Origin of the sequence: Agrococcus sp. SCSIO52902 (assembly GCF_022983135.1) — a bacterium.
Classification (GTDB): Bacteria; Actinomycetota; Actinomycetes; order Actinomycetales; family Microbacteriaceae; genus Agrococcus; species Agrococcus sediminis.
The window spans coordinates 2078557-2104168 of sequence record NZ_CP095269.1; the positions used below are offsets into that span (position 1 = coordinate 2078557).

General features: G+C 71.3%; 26 protein-coding genes and 1 tRNA gene. 22 read left to right on the forward strand and 5 right to left on the reverse strand.

What is annotated here, in order from left to right; translation table 11 throughout:
* Nucleotides 1-44 precede the first annotated feature (44 nt).
* The 5 genes from MU522_RS10235 to rsfS are packed head-to-tail and all read left to right on the forward strand — an operon-like array spanning nt 45 to nt 3670.
* Nucleotides 45-1292, forward strand: coding sequence for a glutamate-5-semialdehyde dehydrogenase (locus tag MU522_RS10235; RefSeq protein ID WP_246990864.1), 1248 nt, complete (start codon nt 45-47; stop codon nt 1290-1292).
* A 34-nt stretch (nt 1293-1326) separates the two neighbouring features.
* Nucleotides 1327-1518, forward strand: a complete 192-nt coding sequence (locus MU522_RS10240) for a hypothetical protein (protein WP_128189740.1) — start codon at nt 1327-1329, stop codon at nt 1516-1518.
* Between the two features lie 10 nt (nt 1519-1528).
* Nucleotides 1529-2125 (forward strand): nicotinate-nucleotide adenylyltransferase, encoded by a 597-nt coding sequence (nadD, locus tag MU522_RS10245; protein ID WP_281440000.1) that lies wholly within the window; start codon nt 1529-1531, stop codon nt 2123-2125.
* On the forward strand, nt 2122-3270 hold the full coding sequence (locus tag MU522_RS10250) for a hypothetical protein (protein ID WP_246990865.1): 1149 nt from the start codon (nt 2122-2124) through the stop codon (nt 3268-3270). Before nadD ends, MU522_RS10250 begins: the two co-directional genes overlap by 4 nt.
* A 16-nt stretch (nt 3271-3286) precedes the next feature.
* Nucleotides 3287-3670 carry a ribosome silencing factor gene (rsfS, locus tag MU522_RS10255; RefSeq protein WP_128189743.1) on the forward strand — a complete coding sequence of 128 codons (384 nt, stop codon included), beginning with the start codon at nt 3287-3289 and terminating at the stop codon, nt 3668-3670.
* A gap of 310 nt (nt 3671-3980) precedes the next feature.
* Here rsfS and MU522_RS10260 read toward each other — a convergent pair whose 3' ends face one another.
* Nucleotides 3981-4856, reverse strand: coding sequence for a VOC family protein (locus tag MU522_RS10260; protein ID WP_246990866.1), 876 nt, complete (start codon nt 4854-4856; stop codon nt 3981-3983).
* A gap of 56 nt (nt 4857-4912) precedes the next feature.
* A complete protein-coding gene (locus MU522_RS10265) occupies nt 4913-5386 on the reverse strand; it encodes an Lrp/AsnC family transcriptional regulator (RefSeq protein ID WP_128190672.1) in 474 nt (157 codons plus the stop codon).
* A 175-nt stretch (nt 5387-5561) separates the two neighbouring features.
* On the opposite strand from MU522_RS10265, the gene pdhA reads away from it, so the two are divergent.
* The 8 genes from pdhA (at nt 5562) to MU522_RS10305 (ending at nt 15404) form a co-directional block, all read left to right on the forward strand.
* Nucleotides 5562-6680 carry a pyruvate dehydrogenase (acetyl-transferring) E1 component subunit alpha gene (gene pdhA / locus MU522_RS10270; RefSeq protein ID WP_246990867.1) on the forward strand — a complete coding sequence of 373 codons (1119 nt, stop codon included), beginning with the start codon at nt 5562-5564 and terminating at the stop codon, nt 6678-6680.
* Nucleotides 6677-7690: a transketolase C-terminal domain-containing protein gene (locus tag MU522_RS10275; protein ID WP_246990868.1), complete on the forward strand. Its 1014-nt coding sequence runs from the start codon at nt 6677-6679 to the stop codon at nt 7688-7690. Before pdhA ends, MU522_RS10275 begins: the two co-directional genes overlap by 4 nt.
* Entirely contained in the window at nt 7687-9009 is a 1323-nt protein-coding gene (locus MU522_RS10280) for a dihydrolipoamide acetyltransferase family protein (RefSeq protein WP_246990869.1), read from the forward strand. Before MU522_RS10275 ends, MU522_RS10280 begins: the two co-directional genes overlap by 4 nt.
* Before the next feature lie 16 nt (nt 9010-9025).
* Nucleotides 9026-10714 carry a carboxyl transferase domain-containing protein gene (locus MU522_RS10285; protein ID WP_246990870.1) on the forward strand — a complete coding sequence of 563 codons (1689 nt, stop codon included), beginning with the start codon at nt 9026-9028 and terminating at the stop codon, nt 10712-10714.
* 17 nt (nt 10715-10731) lie between these two features.
* Nucleotides 10732-12642 (forward strand): biotin carboxylase N-terminal domain-containing protein, encoded by a 1911-nt coding sequence (locus tag MU522_RS10290; RefSeq protein WP_246993522.1) that lies wholly within the window; start codon nt 10732-10734, stop codon nt 12640-12642.
* Nucleotides 12639-13190 carry a MaoC family dehydratase gene (locus tag MU522_RS10295; RefSeq protein ID WP_246990871.1) on the forward strand — a complete coding sequence of 184 codons (552 nt, stop codon included), beginning with the start codon at nt 12639-12641 and terminating at the stop codon, nt 13188-13190. Before MU522_RS10290 ends, MU522_RS10295 begins: the two co-directional genes overlap by 4 nt.
* A gap of 14 nt (nt 13191-13204) precedes the next feature.
* Nucleotides 13205-14035, forward strand: coding sequence for a CoA ester lyase (locus MU522_RS10300; RefSeq protein ID WP_246993524.1), 831 nt, complete (start codon nt 13205-13207; stop codon nt 14033-14035).
* Between the two features lie 88 nt (nt 14036-14123).
* Nucleotides 14124-15404 carry a YibE/F family protein gene (locus tag MU522_RS10305; protein ID WP_246990872.1) on the forward strand — a complete coding sequence of 427 codons (1281 nt, stop codon included), beginning with the start codon at nt 14124-14126 and terminating at the stop codon, nt 15402-15404.
* A gap of 3 nt (nt 15405-15407) precedes the next feature.
* On the opposite strand, the gene MU522_RS10310 is transcribed toward MU522_RS10305, so the two are convergent.
* Complete coding sequence (locus MU522_RS10310) at nt 15408-16115, reverse strand: TrkA family potassium uptake protein (RefSeq protein ID WP_246990873.1); 708 nt, start codon at nt 16113-16115, stop codon at nt 15408-15410.
* Nucleotides 16108-17475 carry a potassium transporter TrkG gene (locus MU522_RS10315; RefSeq protein ID WP_246990874.1) on the reverse strand — a complete coding sequence of 456 codons (1368 nt, stop codon included), beginning with the start codon at nt 17473-17475 and terminating at the stop codon, nt 16108-16110. The genes MU522_RS10310 and MU522_RS10315 overlap by 8 nt, the downstream gene beginning before the upstream one ends.
* A gap of 82 nt (nt 17476-17557) precedes the next feature.
* Here MU522_RS10315 and MU522_RS10320 point away from each other — a divergent pair.
* From MU522_RS10320 to MU522_RS10330, 3 genes are all read left to right on the forward strand, one after another.
* Nucleotides 17558-17633: transfer RNA gene (locus tag MU522_RS10320), tRNA-Ala, on the forward strand.
* 189 nt (nt 17634-17822) lie between these two features.
* Complete coding sequence (locus tag MU522_RS10325) at nt 17823-18824, forward strand: ornithine cyclodeaminase (RefSeq protein ID WP_246990875.1); 1002 nt, start codon at nt 17823-17825, stop codon at nt 18822-18824.
* A gap of 314 nt (nt 18825-19138) precedes the next feature.
* On the forward strand, nt 19139-19336 hold the full coding sequence (locus tag MU522_RS10330) for a hypothetical protein (RefSeq protein WP_246990876.1): 198 nt from the start codon (nt 19139-19141) through the stop codon (nt 19334-19336).
* A gap of 27 nt (nt 19337-19363) precedes the next feature.
* On the opposite strand, the gene MU522_RS10335 is transcribed toward MU522_RS10330, so the two are convergent.
* On the reverse strand, nt 19364-20122 hold the full coding sequence (locus tag MU522_RS10335; protein ID WP_246990877.1) for a hypothetical protein: 759 nt from the start codon (nt 20120-20122) through the stop codon (nt 19364-19366).
* A 410-nt stretch (nt 20123-20532) separates the two neighbouring features.
* Here MU522_RS10335 and MU522_RS10340 point away from each other — a divergent pair, with 410 nt between their 5' ends.
* The 6 genes from MU522_RS10340 to MU522_RS10365 all read left to right on the forward strand — a co-directional run bounded on the left by MU522_RS10340 (nt 20533) and on the right by MU522_RS10365 (nt 25603).
* Nucleotides 20533-21117, forward strand: coding sequence for a recombinase family protein (locus MU522_RS10340; protein ID WP_246990878.1), 585 nt, complete (start codon nt 20533-20535; stop codon nt 21115-21117).
* Nucleotides 21117-22034, forward strand: a complete 918-nt coding sequence (locus tag MU522_RS10345) for a hypothetical protein (RefSeq protein ID WP_246990879.1) — start codon at nt 21117-21119, stop codon at nt 22032-22034. Before MU522_RS10340 ends, MU522_RS10345 begins: the two co-directional genes overlap by 1 nt.
* Nucleotides 22035-22207: 173 nt before the next feature.
* On the forward strand, nt 22208-22468 hold the full coding sequence (locus MU522_RS10350) for a hypothetical protein (protein WP_246990880.1): 261 nt from the start codon (nt 22208-22210) through the stop codon (nt 22466-22468).
* A 581-nt stretch (nt 22469-23049) separates the two neighbouring features.
* Complete coding sequence (locus tag MU522_RS10355; protein WP_246990881.1) at nt 23050-23775, forward strand: DUF4386 family protein; 726 nt, start codon at nt 23050-23052, stop codon at nt 23773-23775.
* Nucleotides 23776-23837: 62 nt separating this feature from the next.
* Complete coding sequence (locus MU522_RS10360) at nt 23838-24737, forward strand: sugar ABC transporter permease (RefSeq protein ID WP_246990882.1); 900 nt, start codon at nt 23838-23840, stop codon at nt 24735-24737.
* Nucleotides 24734-25603, forward strand: coding sequence for a carbohydrate ABC transporter permease (locus MU522_RS10365; RefSeq protein WP_246990883.1), 870 nt, complete (start codon nt 24734-24736; stop codon nt 25601-25603). The genes MU522_RS10360 and MU522_RS10365 overlap by 4 nt, the downstream gene beginning before the upstream one ends.
* The last annotated feature ends 9 nt before the right edge of the window (nt 25604-25612 follow it).

Here is a 25612-nt window from a genome sequence, read left to right on the forward strand (position 1 = left end):
GCACGAGGCGCCCCCGCGCATCCGCCCGCTCCTAGGATCGAGGCATGCCCGATGACCTCGACCGGCTCCTGACCGACGCCAAGCGCGCCTCCCGCGAGCTCGGCGTCGCGCCCGCCGAGCGGCGCCACGCCGCGATCACCGCGATCGCCGACGCCATCGAGCGCGCGGGCGCCGCGATCCTCGCCGCGAACGCCGAGGACCTCGAGCGCGGCCGCGCCGGCGGCCTCGCCTCGGGCCTGCTCGACCGGCTGCTGCTCGACGAGGCCCGCATCGCCGCGCTCGCCGCGGCCGCCCGCCAGCTCGCAGCCCTGCCCGACCCGATCGGCGAGGTGCTGCGCGAGCGCACGCTGCCGAACGGGCTCGAGCTCACCGAGGTGCGCGTGCCCTTCGGCGTCATCGGCGTCATCTACGAGGCCCGCCCCAACGTCACGGTCGACCTCGCGTGCATCGCCCTCGGCTCGGGCAACGCGGTCGTGCTGCGCGGCGGCTCGGCGGCCGAGCGCACGAACGCGGTGCTCGTCGCCACGATGCAGGACGCGATCGAGGCGTCGGGCCTCCCGCGCGCGGCCGTGCAGACGATCGACCGCTTCGGCCGCGACGGCGCCGGGCGCCTCATGCGCGCCCGCGGGCTCGTCGACCTGCTCGTGCCGCGGGGGAGCGCCGCGCTCATCGAGCGGGTCGTCACCGAGTCGACCGTGCCCGTCATCGAGACGGGCGCCGGCGTCGTGCACGCCTTCGTCGACCGCGCGGCGAGCCTGCCCATGGCGCTCGAGATCCTGCTGAACGCCAAGACGCAGCGCACGAGCGTCTGCAACTCCCTCGAGACGGTGCTCGTGCACCGCGACATCGCCGAGACGGCGGTGCCGGCGATCGCCGACGCGATGCGAGCGGCGGGCGTCACCATCCACGCCGACGCACCGCTGCCCGGCGTCGACGCGCCCGAGCCGCTGGGGGAGCAGGGCTGGTCGACCGAGCACCTCTCGATGGACGTCGCGATCGGCGTCGTCGACGACGTGCGCGCGGCGATCGAGCACGTCAACGCCTTCGGCACCCACCACACCGACACGATCATCACCGACGACGCGGATGCGGCGGACCGGTTCCTCGCGGAGGTCGACTCGGCGGTCGTCATGCACAACGCATCCACCCGGTTCACCGACGGCGGCGAGTTCGGCTTCGGCGCGGAGGTCGGCATCTCGACGCAGAAGGCGCACGCGCGCGGCCCGATGGGGCTCCCGGAGCTCACGAGCACCAAGTGGATCGTGCGCGGCACGGGCCAGGTGCGCGCGTGAGCCGCGCTAGAGTGGGAGTCGATCGGAGGCTTCCATGACGCTGACATTCCTGAGCGCGACGACGCTCGCCGCTGCTGCTGCGGCGGAGTCCGAGAGCGAGCTCGGCGCCTACATCGCCGGCGGCATCACCGCTGCGGTGTTCCTCATCTCGGCGATCGTGCTGCGCTCCTTCCGCGACGTCGCGCACCGCGCGCCCGGCGACGTGCACGGCTCCGACCACGCCTGACGCAGCCGACGTGCCGCAGCGCCGTCGCCGCCTGGGCATCATGGGCGGCACGTTCGACCCCATCCACCACGGGCACCTGGTGGCGGCGAGCGAGGTGGCCCACCACTTCGCGCTCGACGAGGTCGTGTTCGTGCCGACCGGCGAGCCGTACCAGAAGCGCAAGGTCTCGCCGAGCGAGGACCGCTACCTCATGACGGTCGTGGCGACCGCCTCGAACCCGCGGTTCAAGGTCAGCCGCGTCGACATCGACCGCGACGGCCCCACCTACACGATCGACACGCTGCGCGACATGCGCGTGCAGCACCCCGACGCCGAGCTGTTCTTCATCACGGGCGCGGATGCGTTCGCGTCGATCGTGGGGTGGAAGGACGCGGATGAGCTCTGGCAGCTCGCGCACTTCGTCGCCGTCACGCGTCCGGGGCACCACCTGTCGATCTCCGGATATCCGCCGGACCGCGTCTCCGAGCTGGAGATCCCCGCACTTGCGATATCCTCGACCGATTGCCGTGCGCGCGTCCGCGCCGGCTACCCGGTCTGGTATCTCGTGCCAGACGGAGTGGTTCAATACATCAGCAAGCACGACTTGTACCGGAGACTGACAGCATGACCGATGCGAACGAAGGGCAGCCGCTCACCCGGCGCCAGCTTCGAGAGCTCGAGCGCGCTGCCGAGGCCGCACGCAACGGCGGCACCCCGCCCGTCCCCGCCGAGGGAGCCCAGCCGCAGGTGAGCGAAGCGCCGGTCCGCGAGGGCCGGCACTCGACGCCGAGCGTGCCCGCGGCGCCCGAGGAGGCCCGCGAGGCCGAGCAGCCCGCGCTGCAGGAGCCGCCGCAGAAGCCGCAGGGCCGCTTCTTCGGTCGCCGCAAGCCGCAGGGCGCCGAGGCACCCACGCAGGCGGTGCCCGTCCAGCAGGCGCCCATCGAGCTGCCCGAGACCGTGGCCATGGATCGCGTCGAGCCCGCCGAGGCGGCCGAGGCCGACGTGATCGAGGCCGAGCTGCACGCACCCGAGGCGAGCGGCGCATCCGTGCCCGCACCCTCGGCCGCACGCCGCTCGAGCGTGCAGGTCGACGACGTGCAGGGCCTCGACACCGTCGACGACGACGAGGTCGACAGCCTCGAGATCGACGAGGTCATCGTCGAGCAGCCGCGCGTCTCGTCGCGCCGCGTCGCCGAGTCGACGCCCGCCGAGCTCGAGGACCGCCGCCGCGCCGCCGAGGCCGCCGGCGCCGAGGAGGCGCTGCCGACCGGCCCGACGCGCGGCCAGGCCATGCGCCTGCCGGTGATCGTCAACGTCGTCTCCGACACCTCCGAGCACCACATCGCCGACCTGCGCGAGCAGGGCGTGGCGGGCGAGGGCGGCGGCTCGTCGACCTCGTCGATCACCGCCAACGCGCTCGTGCTGCCGGCCGGCTCCGACAGCCCCGAGTTCCAGCTCGAGGGCGACGACGGCCTGCTGGTCACCGGCTCCATCGACGTGCCGGAGGGCTTCGCGTCGTCCGGCCGCGGGAGCGCCTCGATCGACGGGAGCGATGTGGACGGCGATGTCGCCGACGGCGAGGTGCAGAGCCCCGAGACGGCGCCCGTGCGCGCCTCGAAGGCCGTCTCCTCGTACGCGAACGCGCGCGTGCAGATCGCGCCGCAGAAGCAGCGCTCCAACGTCTGGCCGGTCGCGATCGGCGTCGGCGCGGGAGCCTTCGTGGTGGGCGTCGGGGCATTCCTGACGGTCGCCCTGACGCAGGGCTGGCTCTGAACGCCGGGAGCGCTCGATGAGCGCCGACCAGAAGGCGATCGAGCTCGCTCGCGCCGCCGCCCGTGCCGCCGACAAGGCGCTCGCCGTCGACATCGTGGGCCTCGACGTCTCGGGCCAGCTGCCGCTGACCGACGTGTTCGTCATCGCCACGGGCCGCAACGAGCGCCAGGTGAGCGCCATCGCGCGCGAGATCGAGGATGCGCTGATCCTCGACGGCGCGAAGCCGGTGCGCCGCGAGGGCCGCGCTGACGGCCGCTGGGTGCTGCTCGACTTCTCCGACATCGTCGTGCACATCTTCCACGAGGAGGAGCGCACGTACTACCAGCTCGAGCGGCTCTGGCGAGACGCCGGCGTCGTCGACCTGCAGCTGCCCGACGCGGCCGCCCCGGCCGCCGAGTAGCGCGCCGCGCGCTGCCCGCGCGCGCCCGCCTGCCCACCCACGCGCATCCGCCGCCGTGAGTGGCGCTTCGCGCGATCGAGTGGCGACTTGTGCGATCGAGTGGCGCCTTGTGCGATCGAGTGGCGCCTTGTGCGATCGAGTGGCGCGTCCCGCGATCGAGTGGCGCCACTCGATGCTGGGACGCGCCACTCGATCGCCGGAGCCGTCAGTCAGTGGCCGGAGGCGCCACTCGATGTCGGGAGGCGCCACTCAGCGGGGAGCAGCCGGGACAGGGGATGCGCGGGCCAGAAGGCGCGCGAGCGCCGGCCCGTCAGGCGATGGCGGGCACCAGCGTGATGACGTTCGCCCAGGGGTCGTCGAAGCGCAGCGCGCGGCCGTCGTCCGCGACGGCCACGCCGCGCGCCGTGAGCCGCTCGCGGGCCGCGCCGAGCGCATCCGCGTCCGGCACCTGGATCTCGACGCGGCCGAGGCCGAGCGTGTCGGCACGGCGGCCCGCGCCGCGGGAGTTCCAGACGTTCATGGCCATGTGGTGGTGGTAGCCGCCGGCGCTCACGAAGAGCGCCGTGTTGCCGAGCGACGCCGTCTCGGCGAAGCCGAGCGCGTCGACGTAGAAGGCGCGGGCAGTGGCGACGTCGCCGACCTGCAGGTGCACGTGGCCGATCTTCGCCTCCACGGGGGCGGCCGACGCCTGGCCCAAGGTGCCGCGGTCGAGGTGCTGCTGCACGAAGCGGTTGGGGTCGATGAACTCGGTGGTCATGTAGACGTGCCCGTCGGCCCACTGCCACGACTCGCGCGGCCGGTCGACGTAGAGCTCGACGCCGTTGCCGTCGGGGTCGGCGAAGTAGAACGCCTCGGAGACGTGGTGGTCGCCGGTGCCGGCGAACTGGATGCCCGGGATCTGCGTCATGCGCACGACGGCGGCGGCGAGCGCCGCGTGCGTCGGGTAGAGGATCGCGGTGTGGAACAGCCCCGCGTCGGCGGGGTTCGGTCCGCGGAGGTCCGGCGCCTCCTCGAGCACGAGCAGGGTGCGGCCGTCGACGCCCAGCTCGACGGCGCCCGGGCGCTCGGCGACGACCTCGAGGCCGACGCCGGCGGTGTACCAGTGCACGAGCCGCGAGAGCGTCGCGGTCTTGAGCATGACGGGCCCCATGTCGGTGGCGTCGGGCAGCAGGTCGATCGTGGTCATGTGCACCTCCACCCGATCCAACGCCTGCGCCCCGCGGGCATTCCGGCCGACGGTCCTTACCCGCGGTCGAGGTCGCGCTCGAGCACCGGCGCGAGGCGGAAGGGGATGAGCTCGCCCATCGACAGCCACGTCTCGGTGCGCTCGACGCCGTCGCACGCGAGCACGAGCTTGTTCACGCGGTAGAGGTCCTCGGCGTCGCGGCAGACGGCGCGCACGAGCACGTCGGCCTGGCCCGAGAGCCCGAAGGCCTGCACGACCTCGGGGATCTGCCGCAGCTGCTCGACCACCTGGTCGATGCGCGGCTGGTCGACGTGGGTCGCCATGAAGACCGTGAGCGGGTAGCCGAGCGCGGCCGCGTGGAACCGGCGGTCGAAGCCCTGCAGCGCATCCGACGCCTCGAGCGCGGCGACGCGGTTCTGCACCGTGTTGCGGGCGAGGCCGAGCTGCTCGGCGATCGCGGCGTTGGTGATCCGCGGATGCCTCGTGAGCTCGAGCAGGATCCTCCGGTCGGTGTCATCGACGATGCGCATGCTGCGCAATCTAGCGCAGGGATGCGCGCATGGGAATGCGCGGACTGCGCAGCGGGCGTGTCGCAGATTGCGCGAAGTGCGAACCGGCGATAGCGTCGAGCAACGATCCGCGGGCGCACCCGCCTGCCGGGTCCGACCGGCGCCCACGAGGCGCTTCGAACAAGGAGGTTCGATCGTGTCGATCACCGTGCCAGCCCCCGACCCCGCGCTCGCGGTCGGCCTCGACTGCCCGCTTCGCGTGCTCGACCTCGACGGCACCCGGCTGCCGAACGAGGTGCTCGACGGGCACCTCACCGACATCGATGAGTCGGCGCTCACCAACCTCTACGTCGACATGGTGCGCGTGCGCCGGCTCGACACCGAGGCCTTCGCCCTCACGCGCCAGGGCCACCTCGTGCTGTGGCCGCCGCTGCTGGGCCAGGAGGCCGCGCAGGTCGGCCCCGCCCGCGCGCTCGGCGCCGACGACTGGGTCTTCGGCTCCTACCGCGAGCACGGCTTCGCGCTGCTGCGCGGCGTCGACATGGGCGAGTTCGCGCGCATCTGGAAGGCCTACGCGCACGGCGGCTGGGACCCGCACGAGGTGCGCATGGCGCCCTCGCAGATCATCATCGGCGCGCAGTCGCTGCACGCCACCGGCTTCGCGATGGCCTCCAAGATCGACCGCTCCGACGACGTGGCGCTCACGTGCTTCGGCGACGGCGCGACGAGCGAGGGCGACGTGAACGAGGCGATGGTGTGGGCCGCGGCCTACCAGGCGCCCGTCGTCTTCCTCTGCCAGAACAACCAGTACGCGATCTCGGAGCCCGTGCGCGTGCAGTCGGGCACGCCGCTCGCGTTGCGGCCGACCGGCTTCGGCATCCCGTCGATGCGGGTCGACGGCAACGACGTGCTCGCGATGCACGCCGCCGCCCGCATCGCGTTCGAGCGCGCCCGCACCGGCGGCGGCCCCACCTTCATCGAGGCCGTCACGTACCGTCGCGGCCCGCACACCACGACCGACGACCCGAAGCGCTACCGCGACGAGGCGGAGGTGGAGGAGTGGGTCGCGAAGGACCCGATCGACCGCGTCGAGCGGGCGCTCGAGCGCATGGGCGCCAACATGGAGGCCGTGCGCGCCGAGGCGAAGATCCGCGCCGACGAGCTCGCGAAGGAGTTCCGCGCCGCCGCCGAGCACGCCGAGCCGCCGCTCGCCGAGGAGATCTTCGACCACGTCTACGCGCAGCCGACGAAGCGGCTCGAGCGCCAGCGCGCCGAGCACCTCGCGTTCGCCGCCAGCATCGAGGGGAAGCGATGACCGAGACGCTCACGCTCGCGAAGGCCGTCAACGCGGCGCTCGCCGACTCGCTCGAGGGCGACGACCGGGTGCTGCTGATGGGCGAGGACATCGGCAAGCTCGGCGGCGTCTTCCGCGTCACCGACGGGCTGCAGGCGCGCTTCGGCGAGGAGCGCGTCATCGACACGCCGCTCGCCGAGTCGGCCATCATCGGCACCGCCATCGGCATGGGCTACCGCGGCTTCCGCGTGGTCGCCGAGATCCAGTTCGACGGCTTCATCTACCCGGCGTTCGACCAGATCGTCGCCCAGGTGGCGAAGCTCCGCTACCGCTCGAAGGGGCGCGTGAACGTGCCGCTCACGATCCGCGTGCCCTTCGGCGGCGCGATCGGCTCGGTCGAGCACCACTCCGAGTCGCCCGAGGCGTACTTCGCGCACACCGCGGGCCTGCGCGTCGTCACCGCGTCGACGCCCCAGGAGGCCTACTCGACGCTGCGCGCCGCGATCGCGAGCGACGACCCGGTGCTGTTCTTCGAGCCCAAGGGCAAGTACTACATGAAGGGCGAGGTCGACCGCACGATCACGCGCGACCTCGAGACGGCCAACGTCGTCGCGAGCGGCCGCGATGTGACGATCGCGACCTACGGCCCGACGGTCGAGACGGCGCTCCGCGCCGCGATCGCCGCCGCCGACGAGGGCATCGAGATCGAGGTCATCGACCTCCGCGCCATCTCGCCGCTCGACGTCGACACGGTCGTCGACTCCGTGCGCCGCACCGGCCGCCTGGTCGTCGCCCACGAGTCGCCGGGCGAGGTCTCCGTCTCGAGCGAGCTCATCACCTCGGTCGTCGAGCGCGCCTTCTCGAGCCTCGAGGCGGCGCCCGAGCGCGTCACCGGCCACGACACCCCCTACCCGCCGTCGGCCGTCGAGCACGACTACCTGCCGAGCCTCGACCGCCTGCTCGACGCGGTCGACCGCACGCTCGGCCGCCGCAGCTCGCGCTCCGAGCTCGACCTGGAGGCCGCCCGATGAAGACCTTCCTGCTGCCCGACCTCGGCGAGGGCCTCACCGAGAGCGAGGTCGTCGCCTGGCGCGTCGCCGAGGGCGACTCGGTCGAGCTCAACCAGGTGCTCGCCGACATCGAGACGGCCAAGGCGGTCGTCGAGCTGCCGAGCCCCTACGAGGGCACCATCGCCAAGCTGCACGCCGCCGAGGGCGAGACCGTCGACGTGGGCGCGCCGCTCATCGACTTCGAGCTCGCCGGCGACGCGCCGGCCCAGGCCCCGGATGCGCCGGCGGGCGAGGCGCCCGCGCCGTCGCCCGAGGGCGGTCCGGTCGCGACCCCCGACGACTCGGTCGCCGAGGTGCAGGCCGAGGCCGAGCCCGCGCCCGAGGCGCAGCCCGAGAAGGTGTCGGTGCTCGTCGGCCACATCACCGTGCACGGCGGCAAGCCGACCCGCGCGAAGCGCACGTGGGACGTCGAGCCCTTCGTGCGCGACGAGCGGGCGAGCGCCGCCGCGCCCGGCACGGCCAAGCGCCGCGCCATGCCGCCGGTGCGGAAGCTCGCGAAGGAGCGGGGCATCGACCTGCAGTCGGTGCGTCCGACGGGGCCCGACGGCCTCGTGACGCGCGCCGACCTCGACGCGGTCGCCACCGCATCCGCCGCCCCCGCGCAGGCGCCCGCCTCGACGCGCGAGAAGGTCACGGGGCTGCGCAAGCACACGGCGGCCGCGATGACGCAGTCAGCGCTCACGGTGCCGCACGCGGCCACGTTCCACCAGGTCGACGTGACCGAGACGCTCGCGCTCGCCAAGGCCGGCGACGCGTCGTTCCTGGCGCTCGCGAGCCGCGCGATCCTGCTCGCCGCGAAGCGCTGGCCCGACGTGACCGCGTCGTTCCACGCCGACACGAACGAGCTCGAGCGCTTCGCGCACGTCAACCTCGGCATCGCCGTCTCGACCGACCGCGGCCTCGTGGTCGCCTCGATCGACGAGGCGGAGACGATGGATGCGCTCGAGCTCACCGCGCAGATCAAGGACCGCGCGACGCGCGCCCGCGAGGGCACGCTGTCGATGGCCGAGCTCACCTCGTCGAACATCACCATCTCGAACGTGGGCGTCTTCGGCGTCGACGGCGGCATCCCGATCCTGAACCCCGGGGAGTCGGCGATCATCGCGCTCGGCGCGATCCGGCGGATGCCGTGGGAGCACGGCGGCGAGATCGTGCTGCGCGACGTGTGCACGGTGACGGTCTCGTTCGACCACCGGGTGCTCGACGGGCGCGAGGCGGCCGGCTTCCTGGCCGACATCGCGGCGGTGCTGGAGCGTCCTGCGCTCGCACTGGCCCGCTGAGTGGCACGGTAGGAGCATGCACGCCCTCACGACCCGCGTCGACCCGTCCTCCGACGAGGCGCGCGCCAACCGCGCCGCGATGGAGCAGCTGGTCGGCGAGCTGCGCGAGCGCCTCGCCCGCGCGGCGCTCGGCGGCCCCGAGGCGTCGCGGCAGCGCCACGTCGAGCGCGGCAAGCTGCTCGCCCGCGACCGCATCGATGCGCTGCTCGACCCGGGGAGCCCGTTCCTCGAGGTCGCGCCGCTCGCGGCGTGGGGCGTGTACGGCGACGCTGCGGAGGGCGAGCCGGGGGATGCGCCGAGCGCGGGCGTCGTCGCGGGCATCGGCCTCGTGCACGGCCGGGCCGTGATGGTGATCGCGAACGACGCGACCGTCAAGGGCGGCACCTACTACCCGCTGACGGTGAAGAAGCACCTGCGGGCGCAGCAGATCGCGCGCGAGAACCGCCTGCCGTGCATCGCGCTCGTCGACTCGGGCGGCGCGTTCCTGCCGATGCAGGACGAGGTGTTCCCGGACCGCGAGCACTTCGGCCGCATCTTCTTCAACCAGGCGCAGCTCTCGGCGCTCGGCATCCCGCAGCTCGCGGCCGTGATGGGCTCGTCGACCGCCGGCGGCGCCTACGTGCCGGCGATGAGCGACGAGACGGTGATCGTGCGCAACCAGGGCACCATCTTCCTCGGCGGCCCGCCGCTCGTGAAGGCGGCGACGGGCGAGGTCGTCGACGCCGAGTCGCTCGGCGGCGGCGTGCTGCACGCCGAGGTCTCGGGCGTCGTCGACCACCTCGCCGACGACGATGCGCACGCGCTCGAGATCGTGCGCGACATGGTGGCGGCGCTGCCGCCCGGCGATCGCGCGGCCGAGGCGGGCGCCGTGCCCGCGAAGGAGGCGAGGTTCGGCTGGTTCGCCTACGCGCCGCTCGGCGCGCTCGACGACGAGCAGGCGCCGGCGGTCGACCCGTCGACCCTCTACGACGCGATCCCGCCCGACCTGCAGACGCCCTACGACGCGCGCGAGATCATCGCCCGCATCGTCGACCGCAGCGAGTTCCACGAGTTCAAGGCCGGCTACGGCGACACGCTCGTGACGGGCTTCGCGCAGCTGCACGGCCACACCGTCGGCATCATCGCCAACAACGGCGTGCTCTTTTCCGAGTCGGCGATGAAGGGCGCGCACTTCATCGAGCTGTGCGACCAGCGGGGCGTGCCGCTCGTGTTCCTGCAGAACATCACCGGCTTCATGGTGGGCTCCGAGGCCGAGCGCGGCGGCATCGCCAAGCACGGCGCCAAGATGGTCACCGCTGTCGCCACCACCCGCGTGCCCAAGCTCACCGTCGTCGTCGGCGGCTCGTTCGGCGCCGGCACCTACTCGATGTGCGGCCGCGCCTACGACCCCCGCTTCCTGTGGCTGTGGCCCAACGCCCGCGTGAGCGTGATGGGCGGGCCGCAGGCCGCATCCGTGCTCTCCACCGTCAAGCGCGAGCAGATCGAGGCGCGCGGCGAGGAGTGGTCGGCGGATGCGCAGGGCGAGTTCGAGCGCCCGGTGCGCGAGCAGTACGAGCGGCAGGGCAACCCGTACTACGCCTCGGCGAGGCTGTGGGACGACGGCGTCATCGACCCCGCCGACACGCGCCGGATCCTCGGCATGGCGCTCGACGTCGTGACCGCGGTGCCGCTGCCAGAGCCGCGCTTCGGCGTCTTCAGGATGTGATCGGCGAGATGCCCGAGATGTTCGACACCGTGCTCGTCGCCAACCGCGGCGAGATCGCCATCCGCGTCGCGCGCACCCTGCGCGACCTCGGCATCCGCTCGGTCGCGGTGCGCGCCGATGACGACCCGTCGCCGCACCCGGCCCACTTCGACGAGGTCGTCTCGCTCGGCGCGGGGGCGCTGCGCGACACCTACCTCTCGATCGAGAAGCTCATCGAGGCGGCGCGCGCCTCGGGCGCGCAGGCGATCCACCCCGGCTACGGCTTCCTGTCGGAGAACGCGGCGTTCGCGCAGGCGTGCGCGGATGCGGGGGTCGTGTTCATCGGCCCGCCGGCGTCGGCGATCGAGACGATGGGCGACAAGATCTCGGCCCGCCACGGGGTCGAGTCGCGCGGCGTCGCGACCGTCCCCGGCATCGCCGAGCCTGGCCTCGACGACGCGGCGCTCATCGCCGGCGCCGAGCGCGTCGGGTTCCCCGTGCTCATCAAGCCCGCCGCCGGTGGCGGCGGCAAGGGCATGTATCGCGTCGACGAGGCCGCCGGCCTGCCCTCCTCGCTCGCCGCAGCGCGGCGCGAGGCCACGTCGTCGTTCGGCGACGACACCCTCTTCATCGAGCGGTTCGTGACCAGCCCGCGCCACATCGAGGTGCAGGTGCTCGCCGACGCGCACGGCACCGTCATCCACCTCGGCGAGCGCGAGTGCTCGCTGCAGCGCCGCCACCAGAAGGTGATCGAGGAGGCCCCGAGCCCGCTGCTCACCGAGGCGCAGCGGGCGGCGATCGGGCAGGCGGCCGTCGAGACGGCCCGCTCGGTCGGCTACGTGGGCGCCGGCACGGTCGAGTTCATCCTCGCGGGCGACCGGCCCGACGAGCCGTTCTTCATGGAGATGAACACGCGCCTGCAGGTCGAGCACCCCGTCACCGAGATGGTGACCGGCGTCGACCTCGTCGAGCAGCAGCTGCGCATCGCGGCGGGGGAGCCGCTCGCGATCGCGCAGGACGACGTGACGCTCACGGGCCACGCGATCGAGGCGCGCATCTACGCCGAGGATCCGTCGGCCGGCTTCCTGCCCACCGGCGGCACGGTGCTCGCGATCGACTGGCCGTACGGCGACGACGTGCGGGTGGATGCGGGGGTCGAGCAGGGCGGCGAGGTCGGCTCGAGCTACGACCCGATGATCGCGAAGGTCATCGCGCACGGCGCGACCCGCGGGCAGGCGCTCGAGCGGCTGCGCGACGCGCTCGCCGAGACGAGCATCTTCGGCGTCGTCACGAACCGCGGCTTCCTGCGCGCGCTGCTCGACGAGCCGAGCGTGCGGGCGGGCGAGCTCGACACCGGGTTCATCGACCGCGAGGGCGAGCGCATCGCCGCCGCGCGCATCCCGAGCGAGGCGCTCGCCGCAGCGGCCGCCGAGCCCGGGCAGGCGCTGCCGATGCGGCTCGGCGCCTGGCAGCCCGACGGCTGGCGCATCGGCGGCGCGGTGGGCCGGCGGGCGACGTTCCGCGACGGCGACGGCACCGCGCGCGTGCAGGTGCTGGGGGAGCGCACGACCGTGCACCGCGCCGACGGCACCGTCGACGAGCTCGCGACGCCCGTCGAGCCGTGGCTCCTGCGCACCGCCGAGGGCACGTGGGTGCGCACGGCGGAGGGCGACTGGCTCGTCGAGACCCCGCCGCGCACCCGACGCGGCCGTGCCGACGCCGAGCCGAGCCTCGCATCCCCCATGCCCGGCACGGTCGTCGCCGCGCACGCCGCCGACGGCGACCGCGTCGCCGAGGGGCAGGCGGTCGTGAGCGTCGAGGCGATGAAGATGGAGCACGTGCTGCGCGCGCCGGTCGCCGGCACCGTGCATCTGCATGCCAGGGTCGGGGAGCAGGTCGCGCGCGGGCAGGAGCTCGCGACCGTGACGCCCGAGGAGGCATCCGCATGACCGAGACGACAGGCCCCGAGACGCCAGGTGCCGAGACGCCAGGCGCCGAGCGCCGCATCACCCAGCGCGGCCTCTGGTTCGACGAGCTCGAGCAGGGCGTCGTCTACGAGCACCGGCCCGGTCGCACGATGACCGAGACCGACAACGTGCTCTTCACGACGCTCACGATGAACCCGCAGCCGCTGCACCTCGACCGCGCGTGGAGCGAGACGACCGAGTTCGGCGAGCCGCTCATGAACTCGATGCACACGCTCGCGACCATGGTGGGGCTCTCGGTCGGGCAGCTGACGCTCGGCACGATCGTCGCCAACCTCGGCTTCAGCGAGGTCACGTTCCCGGCGCCCGTGCGCCACGGCGACACCATCTACTGCCAGACGCGCGTGCTCGACAAGCGCGCGTCGCAGTCGCGGCCCGGCCAGGGCATCGCCACCTTCGAGCACCAGGCGCGCAACCAGCACGGCGAGGTCGTCGCCCGCGCGGTGCGCAAGGTGCTCATGCAGGGCCGGCCGGATGCGTCGGCCGAGGCGCCGGGGGAGGCCTCGGCGTGAGCGGGGCGCTCGACATGGGCCCCGCGCTGCTGTTCTGCCCCGGCGACCGCCCCGACCGCTTCGGCAAGGCCGCGGCGCGGGCGGATGCGGTGATCCTCGACCTCGAGGACGCGGTGGGGCCGGAGTCCAAGGCCGAGGCCCGCCGGGCGGTGCAGGCCGCCGACCTCGACCCCGCACGCACGATCGTGCGCGTGCAGGACGCATCCGCCGCAGGCTTCGACGACGACCTCGCGGCCGTCGCCGCGTCGCCGTTCCGCACCGTGATGCTCGCGAAGGCCGAGGGGCCCCAGCAGGTCGACCGCGTCGTCGAGGCGGTGCCGGGCGCGCGCGTCGTGGCGCTCGTCGAGACCGCGATGGGGGTGCTCGCGGTCGAGCAGCTCGCCGCGCACGCGGTGGTCGTCGGCCTCATGTGGGGCGCCGAGGATCTCGTCGCCTCGCTCGGCGGCACCTCGAGCCGCGACGAGGCGGGCGCCTACCGCGACGTCGCGCTGCACGCCCGCAGCCGCGTGCTGGTCGCCGCCGGCGCCTTCGGCGTCACCGCGATCGACGCGATCCGCACCGACATCGCCGACCTCGACGGCGCGCACGCGGAGGCCCTCGACGCCGCCGCCTCGGGCTTCGGCGCGAAGGCCGCGATCCACCCGAGCCACGTCGACCCGTACCGGCGGGCGTTCGCGCCCACCGAGGCGCAGCTCGACGAGGCGCGGCGCATCCTCGCGGCCGCCGAGGCGACGCCGGGCGTCTTCTCGTTCGAGGGGCGGATGGTCGACGAGCCGATCCTGCGGCACGCGCGCAGCGTCGTCGCACGGGCGGAAGCGGCCGGCGGCGACGCCGGCGCGCGGTAGGGGCGACTCGGACGGCGAGCGCCGCGGCCCGCCTCCCGGAGCGGGGCCCGGCCCGCTGGTAGCCTGCCCGCGCATCGAAGGGGGCGCTGTGGGGCGTCATCGGAACCGCGCGCTGGAGGCGCGGCACTCGGAGCGCGACCCGTGGCGGCCGCGCGAGGTGAGCTTCGGCGACGACGAGCTGGGCTCGGGCGTCATCGCCCGCCCGACCGCGCACAGCCACGAGCACGGCGATGACCTGCGGGTGAGCGTGCGCTCGCGCGTGGCGCTGTGGGCGGCGCTCGTGCCGATGCTGCTCGCCACGATCGTGGGCCTGTTCGTGCTGTGGCCGAGCGCCGACCCGCTGCCCGACCGGATGCCGTACTTCGGCGAGGGCGCCGGCTCGCTGCACGCCACCTCCGAGGGCGTGCCCGACGAGGCGACCGCACTCGTGCCCGCGCGCCTCGACGACGGCACCGCCGTGCAGGTGGCGGTGCCGCCGGAGGCGATGGCCGAGATCGGCGACGGCGACCGGATGCGCGTGTTCGACATCCCCGAGGCCGCGGGCTTCGGCTCGACGTACGTCTTCGTCGACTTCGCGCGCGAGATCCCGCTCGCGCTGCTCGCGCTCGCCTTCGTCGGCGTCGTCGTGGCGGTCGCGCGCTGGCGCGGCGTCGCGGCGATCGTCGGGCTCGTCGGTGCGTTCGCGGCGATCGGCGCGTTCACGCTGCCCGCCCTGCTCGCGGGGGAGCCGGCCCTGCCGGTCGCGCTCGTGAGCGCATCCGTCGTCATGTGCATCGTGCTCTACCTCGCGCACGGCTTCAGCACCCGCACGACCACGGCGCTGCTCGGCACCCTCATCGGCCTGCTGCTCACCGCCGGCATCGCGTGGCTCGCGACGTCGTCGTCGCGCATCATGGGCACGAGCGCCGAGGAGTCGCAGATCCTCTTCACGCAGACGAGCGCCGACCTGTCGGACGTGTTCCTCTGCGGCCTCGTGCTCGCCGGCATGGGCGTGCTGAACGACGTCACGATCACGCAGGCGTCGGCGGTCTGGGAGCTGCGCGCGGTCGCGCCGGGCGCGAGCCGCGGCGAGCTCTTCGCGCGCGCGATGCGCATCGGCCGCGACCACATCGCCTCGACCGTCTACACGATCGCCTTCGCGTACGTCGGGGCGGCGCTGCCGCTGCTCATGGTGATGTGGATGACGGATGCGCCGGTCGACGTGCAGCTGACCACCGGCGAGGTGGTCGAGGAGATCGTGCGCACGCTCGTCGGCTCCATCGGGCTCGTGCTCGCGATCCCCGTGACCACCGGCATCGCCGCGCTCGTGGTGCCCGGCGCATCCGCCGCCCCCGAGCCCGCGCCGCTGGAGGCCCCCGCCCGGGTGTGAGGCCTACGGCTCGCGGCGCTTCGCGGCCGACGCGGCGAACGCCTCGACCTTCGCCGTCGTACCGTGCACGAGCAGGATGTCGCCGCGCTCGAGCCGCGTCTCGGGGTTGGCGATCACCCAGGAGCCGTCGCGGCGCACGGCGCCGATGCCGATGCCGTGCTTGACCTGCAGGCCGAGCTCGCGCAGCGGCACCGCCAGCAGGTCGAGGGGCGCCTCGAGCCGCACGGCCGCGTAGCCGGCGTCGATCTCGATGAAGTCCTCGAGCGCGCCGCGCACCATGTGGGCGACGCGGCGGCCCATGTCGGCCTCGGGCCGCACGACGTGGTGCACGCCCAGCTGGTGCAGGATCAGCGCGTGCCGCTCGTCGAGCGCCTTCGCCCACACCTCCTTGACGCCCACGCGCAGCAGCTGGCTCGTCGTGAGGATGTTGGCGGTCACATCGGTGCCGATCGCGACGACGACGCGGTCGAAGTCAGCCAGGCCCAGCTGCTCGATGAGCTCGGGGCGGGTGGCGTCGCCGGCGACGACGGCGGTGAGCTCGCCGTTCAGCGCCTGCACGACCTGCTCGTCGCCGTCGATGCCGAGCACCTCGGTGCCGTGCGCCATGAGCTCGAGCGCGAGCGCGGTGCCGAAGCGGCCGAGGCCGATGACGGCGACCGACGTGGCGGAGCCGATCGTCGACGCGTCGAAGGGGTTGCGGAGCCTAGCCAATGATGGGCCTTTCCTTGGGCAGCTCGTACGCGAGCCTGCGGGGTCGGAGGGCGATGGCGGTCGCGACGGTGATGGGCCCGACGCGGCCGAGGAACATGAGCAGGATGAGGATCAGCTGGCTCGGGGTGCCGACGGATGCGGTGATGCCGGTCGAGAGCCCCACGGTCGCGAACGCCGAGATCACCTCGAAGAGCACGCGGTCGTGGTCGATGTCGGTGAGCAGCATGATCGCGACGGTGGCGGCGTAGCAGAGGCCGACCGACAGCAGCGCGACGGTGGTCGCCTCGCGGTGCACGGCGCGCGAGAGGCGCTTGCCGAAGACGGTGACGGTGGGGTCGCCGCGCACCTCGGCGATGATGATCGCCGCGAGCACGCCGAACGTCGTGATCTTGATGCCGCCCGCGGTGCCCGCCGGGCCTCCGCCGATCAACATCAGCACATCCATCACGAGCAGCGTCTCGGGCTCGAACGCGCCGATGTCGAGCGCGTTGAAGCCGGCCGTGCGCGTCTGCACCGAGTGGAAGAAGGCATCGAGGATGCGCGTGCCGGTCGGGTGGGCGCCGAGCGAGCCGGGGTTGTTCCACTCGAGGGCCGCGATGGCGACGGTGCCGACGGTGAGCAGCAGCGCCGTGCCGGTGAGCACGAGCCAGGTGTGCATCGAGAAGCGGCGCGGGTGGGGCGCGTGCTTCAGGATCTGCATGATCACCGGGAAGCCGAGGCGGCCGATGATGGTCGCGGTCGCGAGGGGCAGCAGGATCCACGGGTCGTCGACGAAGCCCATGAGGTTGTCGCTGAAGAGCGCGAAGCCGGCGTTGTTGAAGCTCGAGACGGCGTGGAAGACGCCGAGCCACAGGGCGTGGAGCGGCTCCTCGCCGCGGCCGAGCCAGAAGCGCAGCCAGAGCACGATCGCGACCGCGCACTCGACGACGACGGCGATGGTGGCGATGCTCACGATGAGGCGGCGCAGCTGGCCGATGCCCTCGGCGTGCGCCTCCTGCGCGGTCGTGAGGCGCGAGCCGAGCGTGAGCCGGCGCACGACGAAGATGCCGATGAGGCTCGCGAAGACCATCACGCCGAGGCCGCCGAGCTGGATGAGCACGAGGATCACGCCCTGGCCGAACGGCGTCCAGTAGAGCTCGGTGTCGACGACGGTGAGGCCGGTCACGCACGCGGCGGAGACGGCGGTGAAGAGCGCCTCGATCCAGTTCGCGCCGCCGTCGCCCTCCTTCGAGATGGGCAGCATCAGCAGGCCCCAGCCCGTCAAGTTGAGCGCGATGAACCCGGCGAAGATGCGTCTGGCGGGGTGTTGTCGCTCCCAGAGCTGGATCAGCCCCGAGCGGGGCCGGCGGATCGCCTGCACGAGCGATGAGCATACGCCCGCCGATGTGACATCCCGTCACAACGTGTTGTAGAGTAATCGAGTTGCTCCGAGAGCAGCGTGAGGGTCTGTGGCGCAGCTGGTAGCGCACCTGCATGGCATGCAGGGGGTCGGGGGTTCGAGTCCCCCCAGATCCACCATTGTGATGACGCGGGACATCGTTCATAGATGTTCCGCGTCATCGTTCATATCGGGGAGAAGCCCTGGCCATCGGCCGGGGCTTCTGTCGTTGTTGCGCCAGTAGGCGCGTGCGGGGTCGACGGTGCGGCTGGCGAGGACGTCGCGACGGGCTCAAGGGCGCAGCTGCTCGGCCAGGAAGCGTCAGCAGCATGCGCGCGTGGATCCGCGCCACCGGTGCCGAGCGCATCATCACCGAGCTGATCGACGAGCTCGAGGCCGACTTCCGTCGCTGGGAGCAGTTCGAGCGCGAGCCGCGCGTCGCGAGCCATTCGCCGCGCGGCGTGATCGAGCTCATGCCGACGAGCGACGGCGCCGCCTACGCGTTCAAGTACGTCAACGGCCACCCGTCGAACCCGGCGCACGGCTTCCAGACCGTCACCGCGTTCGGCGTGCTCGCCGACGTCATGACCGGCTACCCGACGCTCCTGTCGGAGATGACGATCCTCACGGCGCTCCGTACCGCGGCCGTCTCCGGCCTCGCCGCGCGGCACCTCTCCCGGTCTGACAGTACGGTGATGGGGATGATCGGCGCGGGCTCGCAAGCGGTCTTCCAGGCGCTCGCCGTGCGCTCGCAGCGGCCCGGCGTCAACCGGCTGCGGCTGTTCGACGTCGACCGCGCGACCGCCGAGACCGCGAGCCGGCACTTGCGGCACCTCGGCTTCGAGGTGAGCATCGAGGCGTCCGCCGCCGACGCGGTGCGCGACGCCGACATCATCACGACCTGCACCGCCGACAAGCAGAACGCGGTGGTGCTGCGCGTCGGCGAGGTGCCGGTCGGCGCGCACATCAACGCGATCGGCGGCGACTGCCCCGGCAAGACGGAGCTCGACGTCGAGATCGTGCGCCGTCACAGCGTCTTCGTTGAGCACGAGCCGCAGACGCGCATTGAGGGCGAGATCCAGCTGCTGTCCGGCGACTCGCCCGTGACTGAGCTCTGGCGAGTGATCACGGGGGCGGATGCGGGCCGCACCTCGCGCGAGCAGGTGACGGTCTTCGACTCGGTCGGCTTCGCGATCGAGGACTTCACCGCGCTCCGCTATGTGCAGAAGGCGACGGCTGCGACGCGCTTCTCGGAGCCGATCGACCTCATCGCCGAGCCGGAGGACCCGAAGGACCTCTACGGGATGATCGGCGCGCCGGTCCTCGCCTAGTCCATCTCCACCGGCAACGCGAGCTCGTCTTCGGTTGGCTCATACGAGATCGGGGGCCATGGCAAAGGCTCGGTCGAAGTCTGCTGACCGTCGAGCTACAAACCCCTAGCCGCACGGAGACTGACGCAAACGCCAGGCGCGGCCACTCGACCGAAACCACACGCAGCGCAGGCGCGAGCGGCGGGCCCATCTGATCCCGTGCCGCTGCTCGACTTGACGCCCAGGCGTCGACTGCTCGAGCGAGGCTGGCACGGCGGCCAGAAACGAGCGGATGAGGCGCAGCTGATGTTCGGCGTTCCGCATACACTCGTGCCATGCAAGAGCGGCGAACGACCGGAGGATCCACCTCCTGGCTGATCGCGTTCGTGGTGATGATTGCGCTTCTCGTCACGGGCCCGAGCGCGGGCTGGCTCCTGCCCCCGTGGCTACTCGCACTCGGCGTCCTCGGAACGGGCTACGCATATTTCAGCGTCAGTCGGCACGGCAGCAACAACAGCAACCGTCCCGACTAGCGCTTGGTCAAGTATGTGCTCGGGCGTTCAGATCGCGAACGTGATTGCCGAAGTGCCGCGCTCGTACGCCTGAGCTCCACCGCTGTAGCTGGCGCTGATGAAGCCGATTCCAGCACTCAGGCTCAGCACATTCGCGCCACCGATGTTGGCTTCATAGTTGAAGGCGGCCTGGTTCCCGTACTGCACTGTCCCGCACCGGTTTGTGAGTCGTACGGTGACGTTCCCATGATCGTTCGAGCGCTGGAATCCCGAGATGTTGTCGAAGACGTTCCAGATCGGAGCGTCCGCACCGACATTGGAACTGCGAAGGTTCGACGATGAGGTCGCAGTGTTGTTCCACAAATACGTGGCCGAGGTGTGCGAACCGATCGACACGCAAGACGGGATGCGGAAGCCCAACGAGGCGAAGTCGGGCCGGCCGTCACCGTTGACGTAATCATCCCGGAAGTTCCACGAGCCTCGGAACTGTGCGTTCCAGGTCGAGATGGGTGTCCTGACCATCGAGACGGTGAAGGCGTCGGAGGGGATCGACTGGATCGACACATCGCCGTCGACCACAGCGGGCCGAGCCTCGTTGCGTGCATCGACGATCGTTTGTGCTTCGCTCGCGCTCAACTCACCATCGACGCCGTTGATCGTAACGTCGATGTGCTGGCCAGTGAGCTCGAACACGAGAGCGTCGAGCCCCTCGTAGTCGTCCGGGTGGCTGGCGACGTAGGCGTCGATGATTCGCTCGTTGCGGTCCGCGACCCTGTCGTCAGCCGCGAAGGCGGCTGCCGTGGGCATGCTCGGCGGCGCTGCAGTCGCGGGCGCAACCACCCCGACAGAGAGTCCGATAGCTGCCACAGCAGCCGTGACTACCGACCATCTCGTTTTCATTCTTGTGCCTCTCCGTTGAGTCCAGTGCACGCCAGCTGGGTGCTTCTCGGAGCATGGCTGGCTGCCGCGCACGACACACGCCCGCACTGCCAATGCCGAGCGATCGCATAACTAACACCTACATCTCGGCGCGGCGCGCCATCGACTGGCTTTGATGCCTGCGCCGCAGGCGCTGGAGCTCACCTGGCAGCCAGTAACGAGCGGATGAGGCGCAGCGGATCGACCCGCGCGACACGCCGCGGGAGAGTGCGCCACAAACGTCACCAGAACCTCGCTGCGCCGCCGGCGCCGTGGGAGGTTTCTGGCACCCTCGGGGCATGGCACTGATCGGCTACGCGCGCGTCTCGACCGTCGAGCAAGACCCCTCGACGCAGGTCGAGCAGCTGCGCGCGGCCGGCTGCGAGCGGGTGTTCGTGGAGCACGGCCAGTCGAGCCGGCGCCGCGATCGGCCACAGTGGGCCGCGTGCATGGACTACATGCGCAGCGGCGACGTGCTGGTGGTCTACCGGCTCGACCGGCTCGCCGGTACCACCGGCCTGATGCTCGACACGATCGAGCAGCTGCGCAGCGAGGGCATCGACCTGCGTAGCCTCACCGAGCCCGAGTTCGACACCACGGCACCGATGGGCCGGGCCGCGTTCGGCATGAGCGCCGTGTTCGCACAGCTGCGCGTCGACACGATCCGCCAGAACACCGTCGACGGGCTCGCCCGAGCGCGCGCCGAGGGTCGCGTCGGAGGACGACCGACCGTCATCACGCCGGAGCGCATCACGGCTGCACGCAGCCTCCGCGACCAGGGTTCGTCCTACCGCGCGATCGCAGCGGCGATCGGCGTCAGCGCTACCACGGTGCGGCGCATGCTCACCGTCCCCGAGCCCCAACACCGCCGGAGCGTGATGTGATGGACTCCCTTCTGCCGATACCTCCAGGCATTCGCAACATCTGCTCGCGTGCACTCATCGATGTCGGAACCTCCGCGACCCGTATCGGTTCACGCTTGTGGGAGACGGAACCCAGCTCCACGGCACCGCTATCGAAACTCCTGAACGGTCAGGAGTTGATGGCGTCAGGATTTTCCGGCGTCTCGCTCTCCCTCGCCGCAGGCACAGACCAGTTCCACGCATTTGCGCAGCTGATGCGGACGGACGTGCATTTCGGCCCTTCGCTCGCGACGCTGGCCCGGAGCACGATCGAGTCGCTCGGGCGTGGCTGGTGGCTGCTGAGTGCCGACAGCGCTGAACTCATGCGTCACAGAGCCACAGCGATGGGCCTCGCTGAAGCTCGAGCCGGTGCCCGACACGGGGTGGCGGTTCGACGGTTCTTCCCGAATGGCCGCCACGAGGCTGTAGAGGATCCGATTGCCGCAGCGCAGGAGTTGTTCGACGCTGCGCGGATCGCCGGCGAAGACGCTGCGGTGCCGCGCTACGGTGCGCTTGCCCGCGCGATTCTGGAAGCCGCAGGCGTCGAGTCGCCAGCCGCCGTGTACTCGCACCTGTCGGGCGCTGCGCACGGCGAGCGCTCTACTGTCGGGGGGCTGGGATCCCGGAACCCGGGTTCAGACGGTGAAGTGGCGCAATTCAAGTTGCGAATGCCGATCCGGAATGCACGAATGTACTGCTGGGTGCTGATCCAAGTGCTCGATGTGACCATGGTGCGACTCATCAATCTCTGGGACGTCCAAGCGGAGCACGAGCGGTGGGCACAGTCGTACGCACGCTCCGCAGACACGCTGGAGAAGATCTTCGCCTGGGTGTTGGCGTACGAACCCAGCGACGAAGCTGCTGGAACCCTCTACGGCCCGAACGGTCTTGACGCCTAGGTGTCATACTGCTACCCGCGTTTACTCATTTGCGCGGCGGGTGAGACCCCGCCGGAGCCTGCGCTGTAGCGTCTGCGGAGGATGAGGCGGGCAGGTTCTGCACAGGCCCGACGGCCGGCGCAGCGGGATCTCGCCCGCCGCGCCTAGGTTGGCCCGACACGAGAGGAGATCGCATGAACCGCGACACAGCCGCAGCGATCGCACAGAAGACGGGCGCCGCCGCAATCGTCTACTACCCGCAAATCCACGTCGACGAGCCCGACTTCAAGCTCGCTGATGAGATCACCTGGTGCCTCGAGCACGTCAACGAGCTGGACGAGGACGACGAGAGGATCCTGCGCGACGTCATCGGCCGGACGATCCTGGATCCCAGTGCGCACCGCTCGAAGCTGAATGAGGTGCTGAACTTCCTCACGGACGACGAGGCCGCGTAGCCACGCCACGACTGACGGTTCGAGTGCTGTCGCCAGCGCGAATCCTCCGGTGAAGCACATCCCGACTACGCCAACCCCGGGACCGCCGCACTCCCGGTAGGCCGATGCTGCGAGTGCCCGCAGCCACCCGACGATGGGGCTCGTGCGGTTGGCCAGCTTCGTGAACTCCCGCGCCACGCAGATCTGCACGATCGATCGCAGGCTCTCGCGGCCGTTCGCGGGGGCTCCCGGACGCCCGTACAGAGACGGCAGGTACACGGTATAGCCAGCGGCGATGAGCCGACGGGCGAAATCGATGACGCCCGCATGCAGGCCGGGGATCTCGTGGAGCACGAGCACCGCTGGCCCCGAGCCACCTCTGAAGACCTCATACGTGCTCCGGTCGTGAGTTAACTCGAACGCCTGGAACTCCGGGCCGATCTGCCTGCCGAGGTTCATCCGAACACTCCCATCCATGCTTCGCTGAGCATGGTCTCCGCCACCCGCCGACCGCAATGTCCAGCGGAGGCACCCCGCGGAGTGCACCCCTGGCATGCTGGCAGCGCCCGGCCTAGCCTGAGGACGAGCGGGCGGAGACGGCCATGGCAGCAGCAGGCGAGCGCGACGGGGCCGACGCCTCCTGGCTGGGCGTGATGCGGCTCGGAGGAGCGGCAGCGATCGTGGTGCTCGCGATGATCCCGATCCAGGCAGCCGTGTTCCTCCTGCACCCGCCGCCGAGCACGGTCGAGGGTCTGTTCGAGCAGTTCCAGCAGCAGCCGCTCGTCGGCCTGCTCGACCTCGACCTGCTGCTGACGTTCGACTACCTCGTGATGATCCCGTTCTACCTCGCGCTCTACGCGTCGCTGCGCCGCATCGCGCAGGCGTGGGGGCTACTCGCCTTGGTGTTCGGGCTCATCAGCGTGACGCTGTTCGTGGTCACCCGTAAGGCGACCTTCTCGATGTGGATGCTGAGCGAGCGGTTCGCAGACGCCGCCGCCTCCGAGCAGGCGGCGCTGCTCGCGAGCGGCGAGACGTTGATGACGCTCTATTACGGTGGTACGTTCGCGACCAGCTACGTGCTGGGCGCAGTCAGCACGCTCGTCTTCTCCGCCGCGATGTGGCGCCACCGCGTGTTCGGGCGCGCTCCCGGCGTCGTCGGCGTGGTCACCGGGGTGACGATGCTCGTGCCCGCGAACGTCGGTGAGGTCGGACTCGTCATCGCGATGCTGAGCCTCATCCCCACGGCCGTGTGGCTGGTGCTGCTGGCGCGGCACCTGCTGCGGGCGCGCCGCGCGGCAGCGACATCCCAGCACGCCCGGTTCACCTAACCCACCCCTGCGGGACGGCCGAACGACAGTTACGGTTCAACCCGGCTGGAGAGTGTCGGCGGGTGCCCACCGCCAACCCGCATCGTCAGCGCCAGCGGCGTCGCGATGCGCTCGTCTTCCTGGCGTTCGCGGGGCCCAACCTGCTGCTCATCACCGCGTTCGTCTACTACCCGCTGGTGAGCAACGCCTACTTCTCGACGCTGAACTGGCGCATGGGCGCGACGAGCGCCACGAGCGCCGGCATCGACAACTACATCCGCCTGTTCACCTCGCCGCAAGGCGCCGAGATGTGGCGGGTGACCATCACGTTCACCGTCGTCACGGTGCTCGCCTCGATGGTGCTGGGACTGCTCGTCGCCCTCGCGCTGAACCACCGCATCCCCGGCATCACCGCCGGTCGCACCGCCATCTTCTCGCCCTACGTGCTCTCGGGCGTGGGTGTCGGCATGGTGTGGAACTTCATCTTCGACCCGCAGCTGGGCGTGCTCGGGCACGTGCTGCGCGCCTTCGGCGCGAGCTCGCCGGAGTGGTACCTCGACGGCGACCTCGCACTCGTGATGGTCATGATCGTCTACGTCTGGAAGAACCTCGGCTTCTGCGCCGTCGTCTTCCTCGCGGGCCTGCAGTCGATCCCCGCCGACCTCATCGAGGCTGCGCGCATCGATCGCGCCGGCGCACTGACGCGCTTCTTCAAGCTCACGCTGCCGCTGCTGTCGCCCACCGTCTTCTTCCTCACGGTCACGACGATCCTCAGCTCGATGCAGGCCTTCGACATCCTGAAGATCATGACGCCCTCGGGCAACGGCACGAACACCATCGTGTTCGAGCTCTACCTGCAGGGCTTCGGGCCCTACCAGAACGCCGGCTATGCCGCGGCGATCTCGGTGGTGCTCTTCGTCGTGCTGTTCGCCATCACCGCCTTCCAGATGCGGTTCGTCGAGAAGCGGGTGCACTACGCATGAGCTCCACCCACCTCGCCGAGTGGCGCCAGGCGTTCTCGCGCCGCAACCTCGCCGCGACCGTGCTCGGCGGCTACGTGCCGATCCTGCTCGCCATGGCCGTCATCGTGCTGCCGCTGCTGTGGATGGTGATCGCGTCGTTCAAGCCCCCCGGCGAGATCATCACGATGCAGCCCACCCTGCTGCCGCAGCAGCCGACGCTCGACAACTACGGCCACGTCGCCGACATCGTGCCGTTGCTCACCGTGCTGCGCAACAGCCTGATCGTGACGATCGTCGCATCCGTCATCAAGGTGCTGCTCGCCATCACCACCGCCTACGCGCTGGTCTTCATCGACTTCCGCTTCAAGAACGTCGTCTTCATCGCGATCCTCGTCGCACTGATGGTGCCGCCGGAGGCCGCGCTGCTGCCGAACTACATGACGATCTCGGCGCTCGGCGGGCGCAACACGCTGTGGGGGATCATCCTCCCCGGCCTCGGCACCGCCTTCGGCACGTTCCTGCTGCGACAGCAGTTCAAGACCCTCCCGAAGGATCTCCTCGAGGCGGCAGCGCTCGACGGTGCCGGGCACCTGAAGCGGCTCTGGCGCATCGTCGCGCCCGTGTCGGCACCGACCATCGCCACGGTCGCGCTCGTGACCATCGTCGGCGAGTGGAACAGCTTCATGTGGCCGCTCATCATCACCGACTCCGTCGAGACCATGACGCTGCCCGTCGGCCTCAACCTCCTGCAATCCCTCGAGGGGCAGACCGGCAGCTACGGCTACCTCATGGCCGGCGCCGTCCTCGTCATCGTCCCCGTCCTCATCGTGTTCGCCGCCATGCAGCGCTTCATCGTCAGCGGCCTCACGCAGGGCGCGGTCAAGTGAGCCCGCACC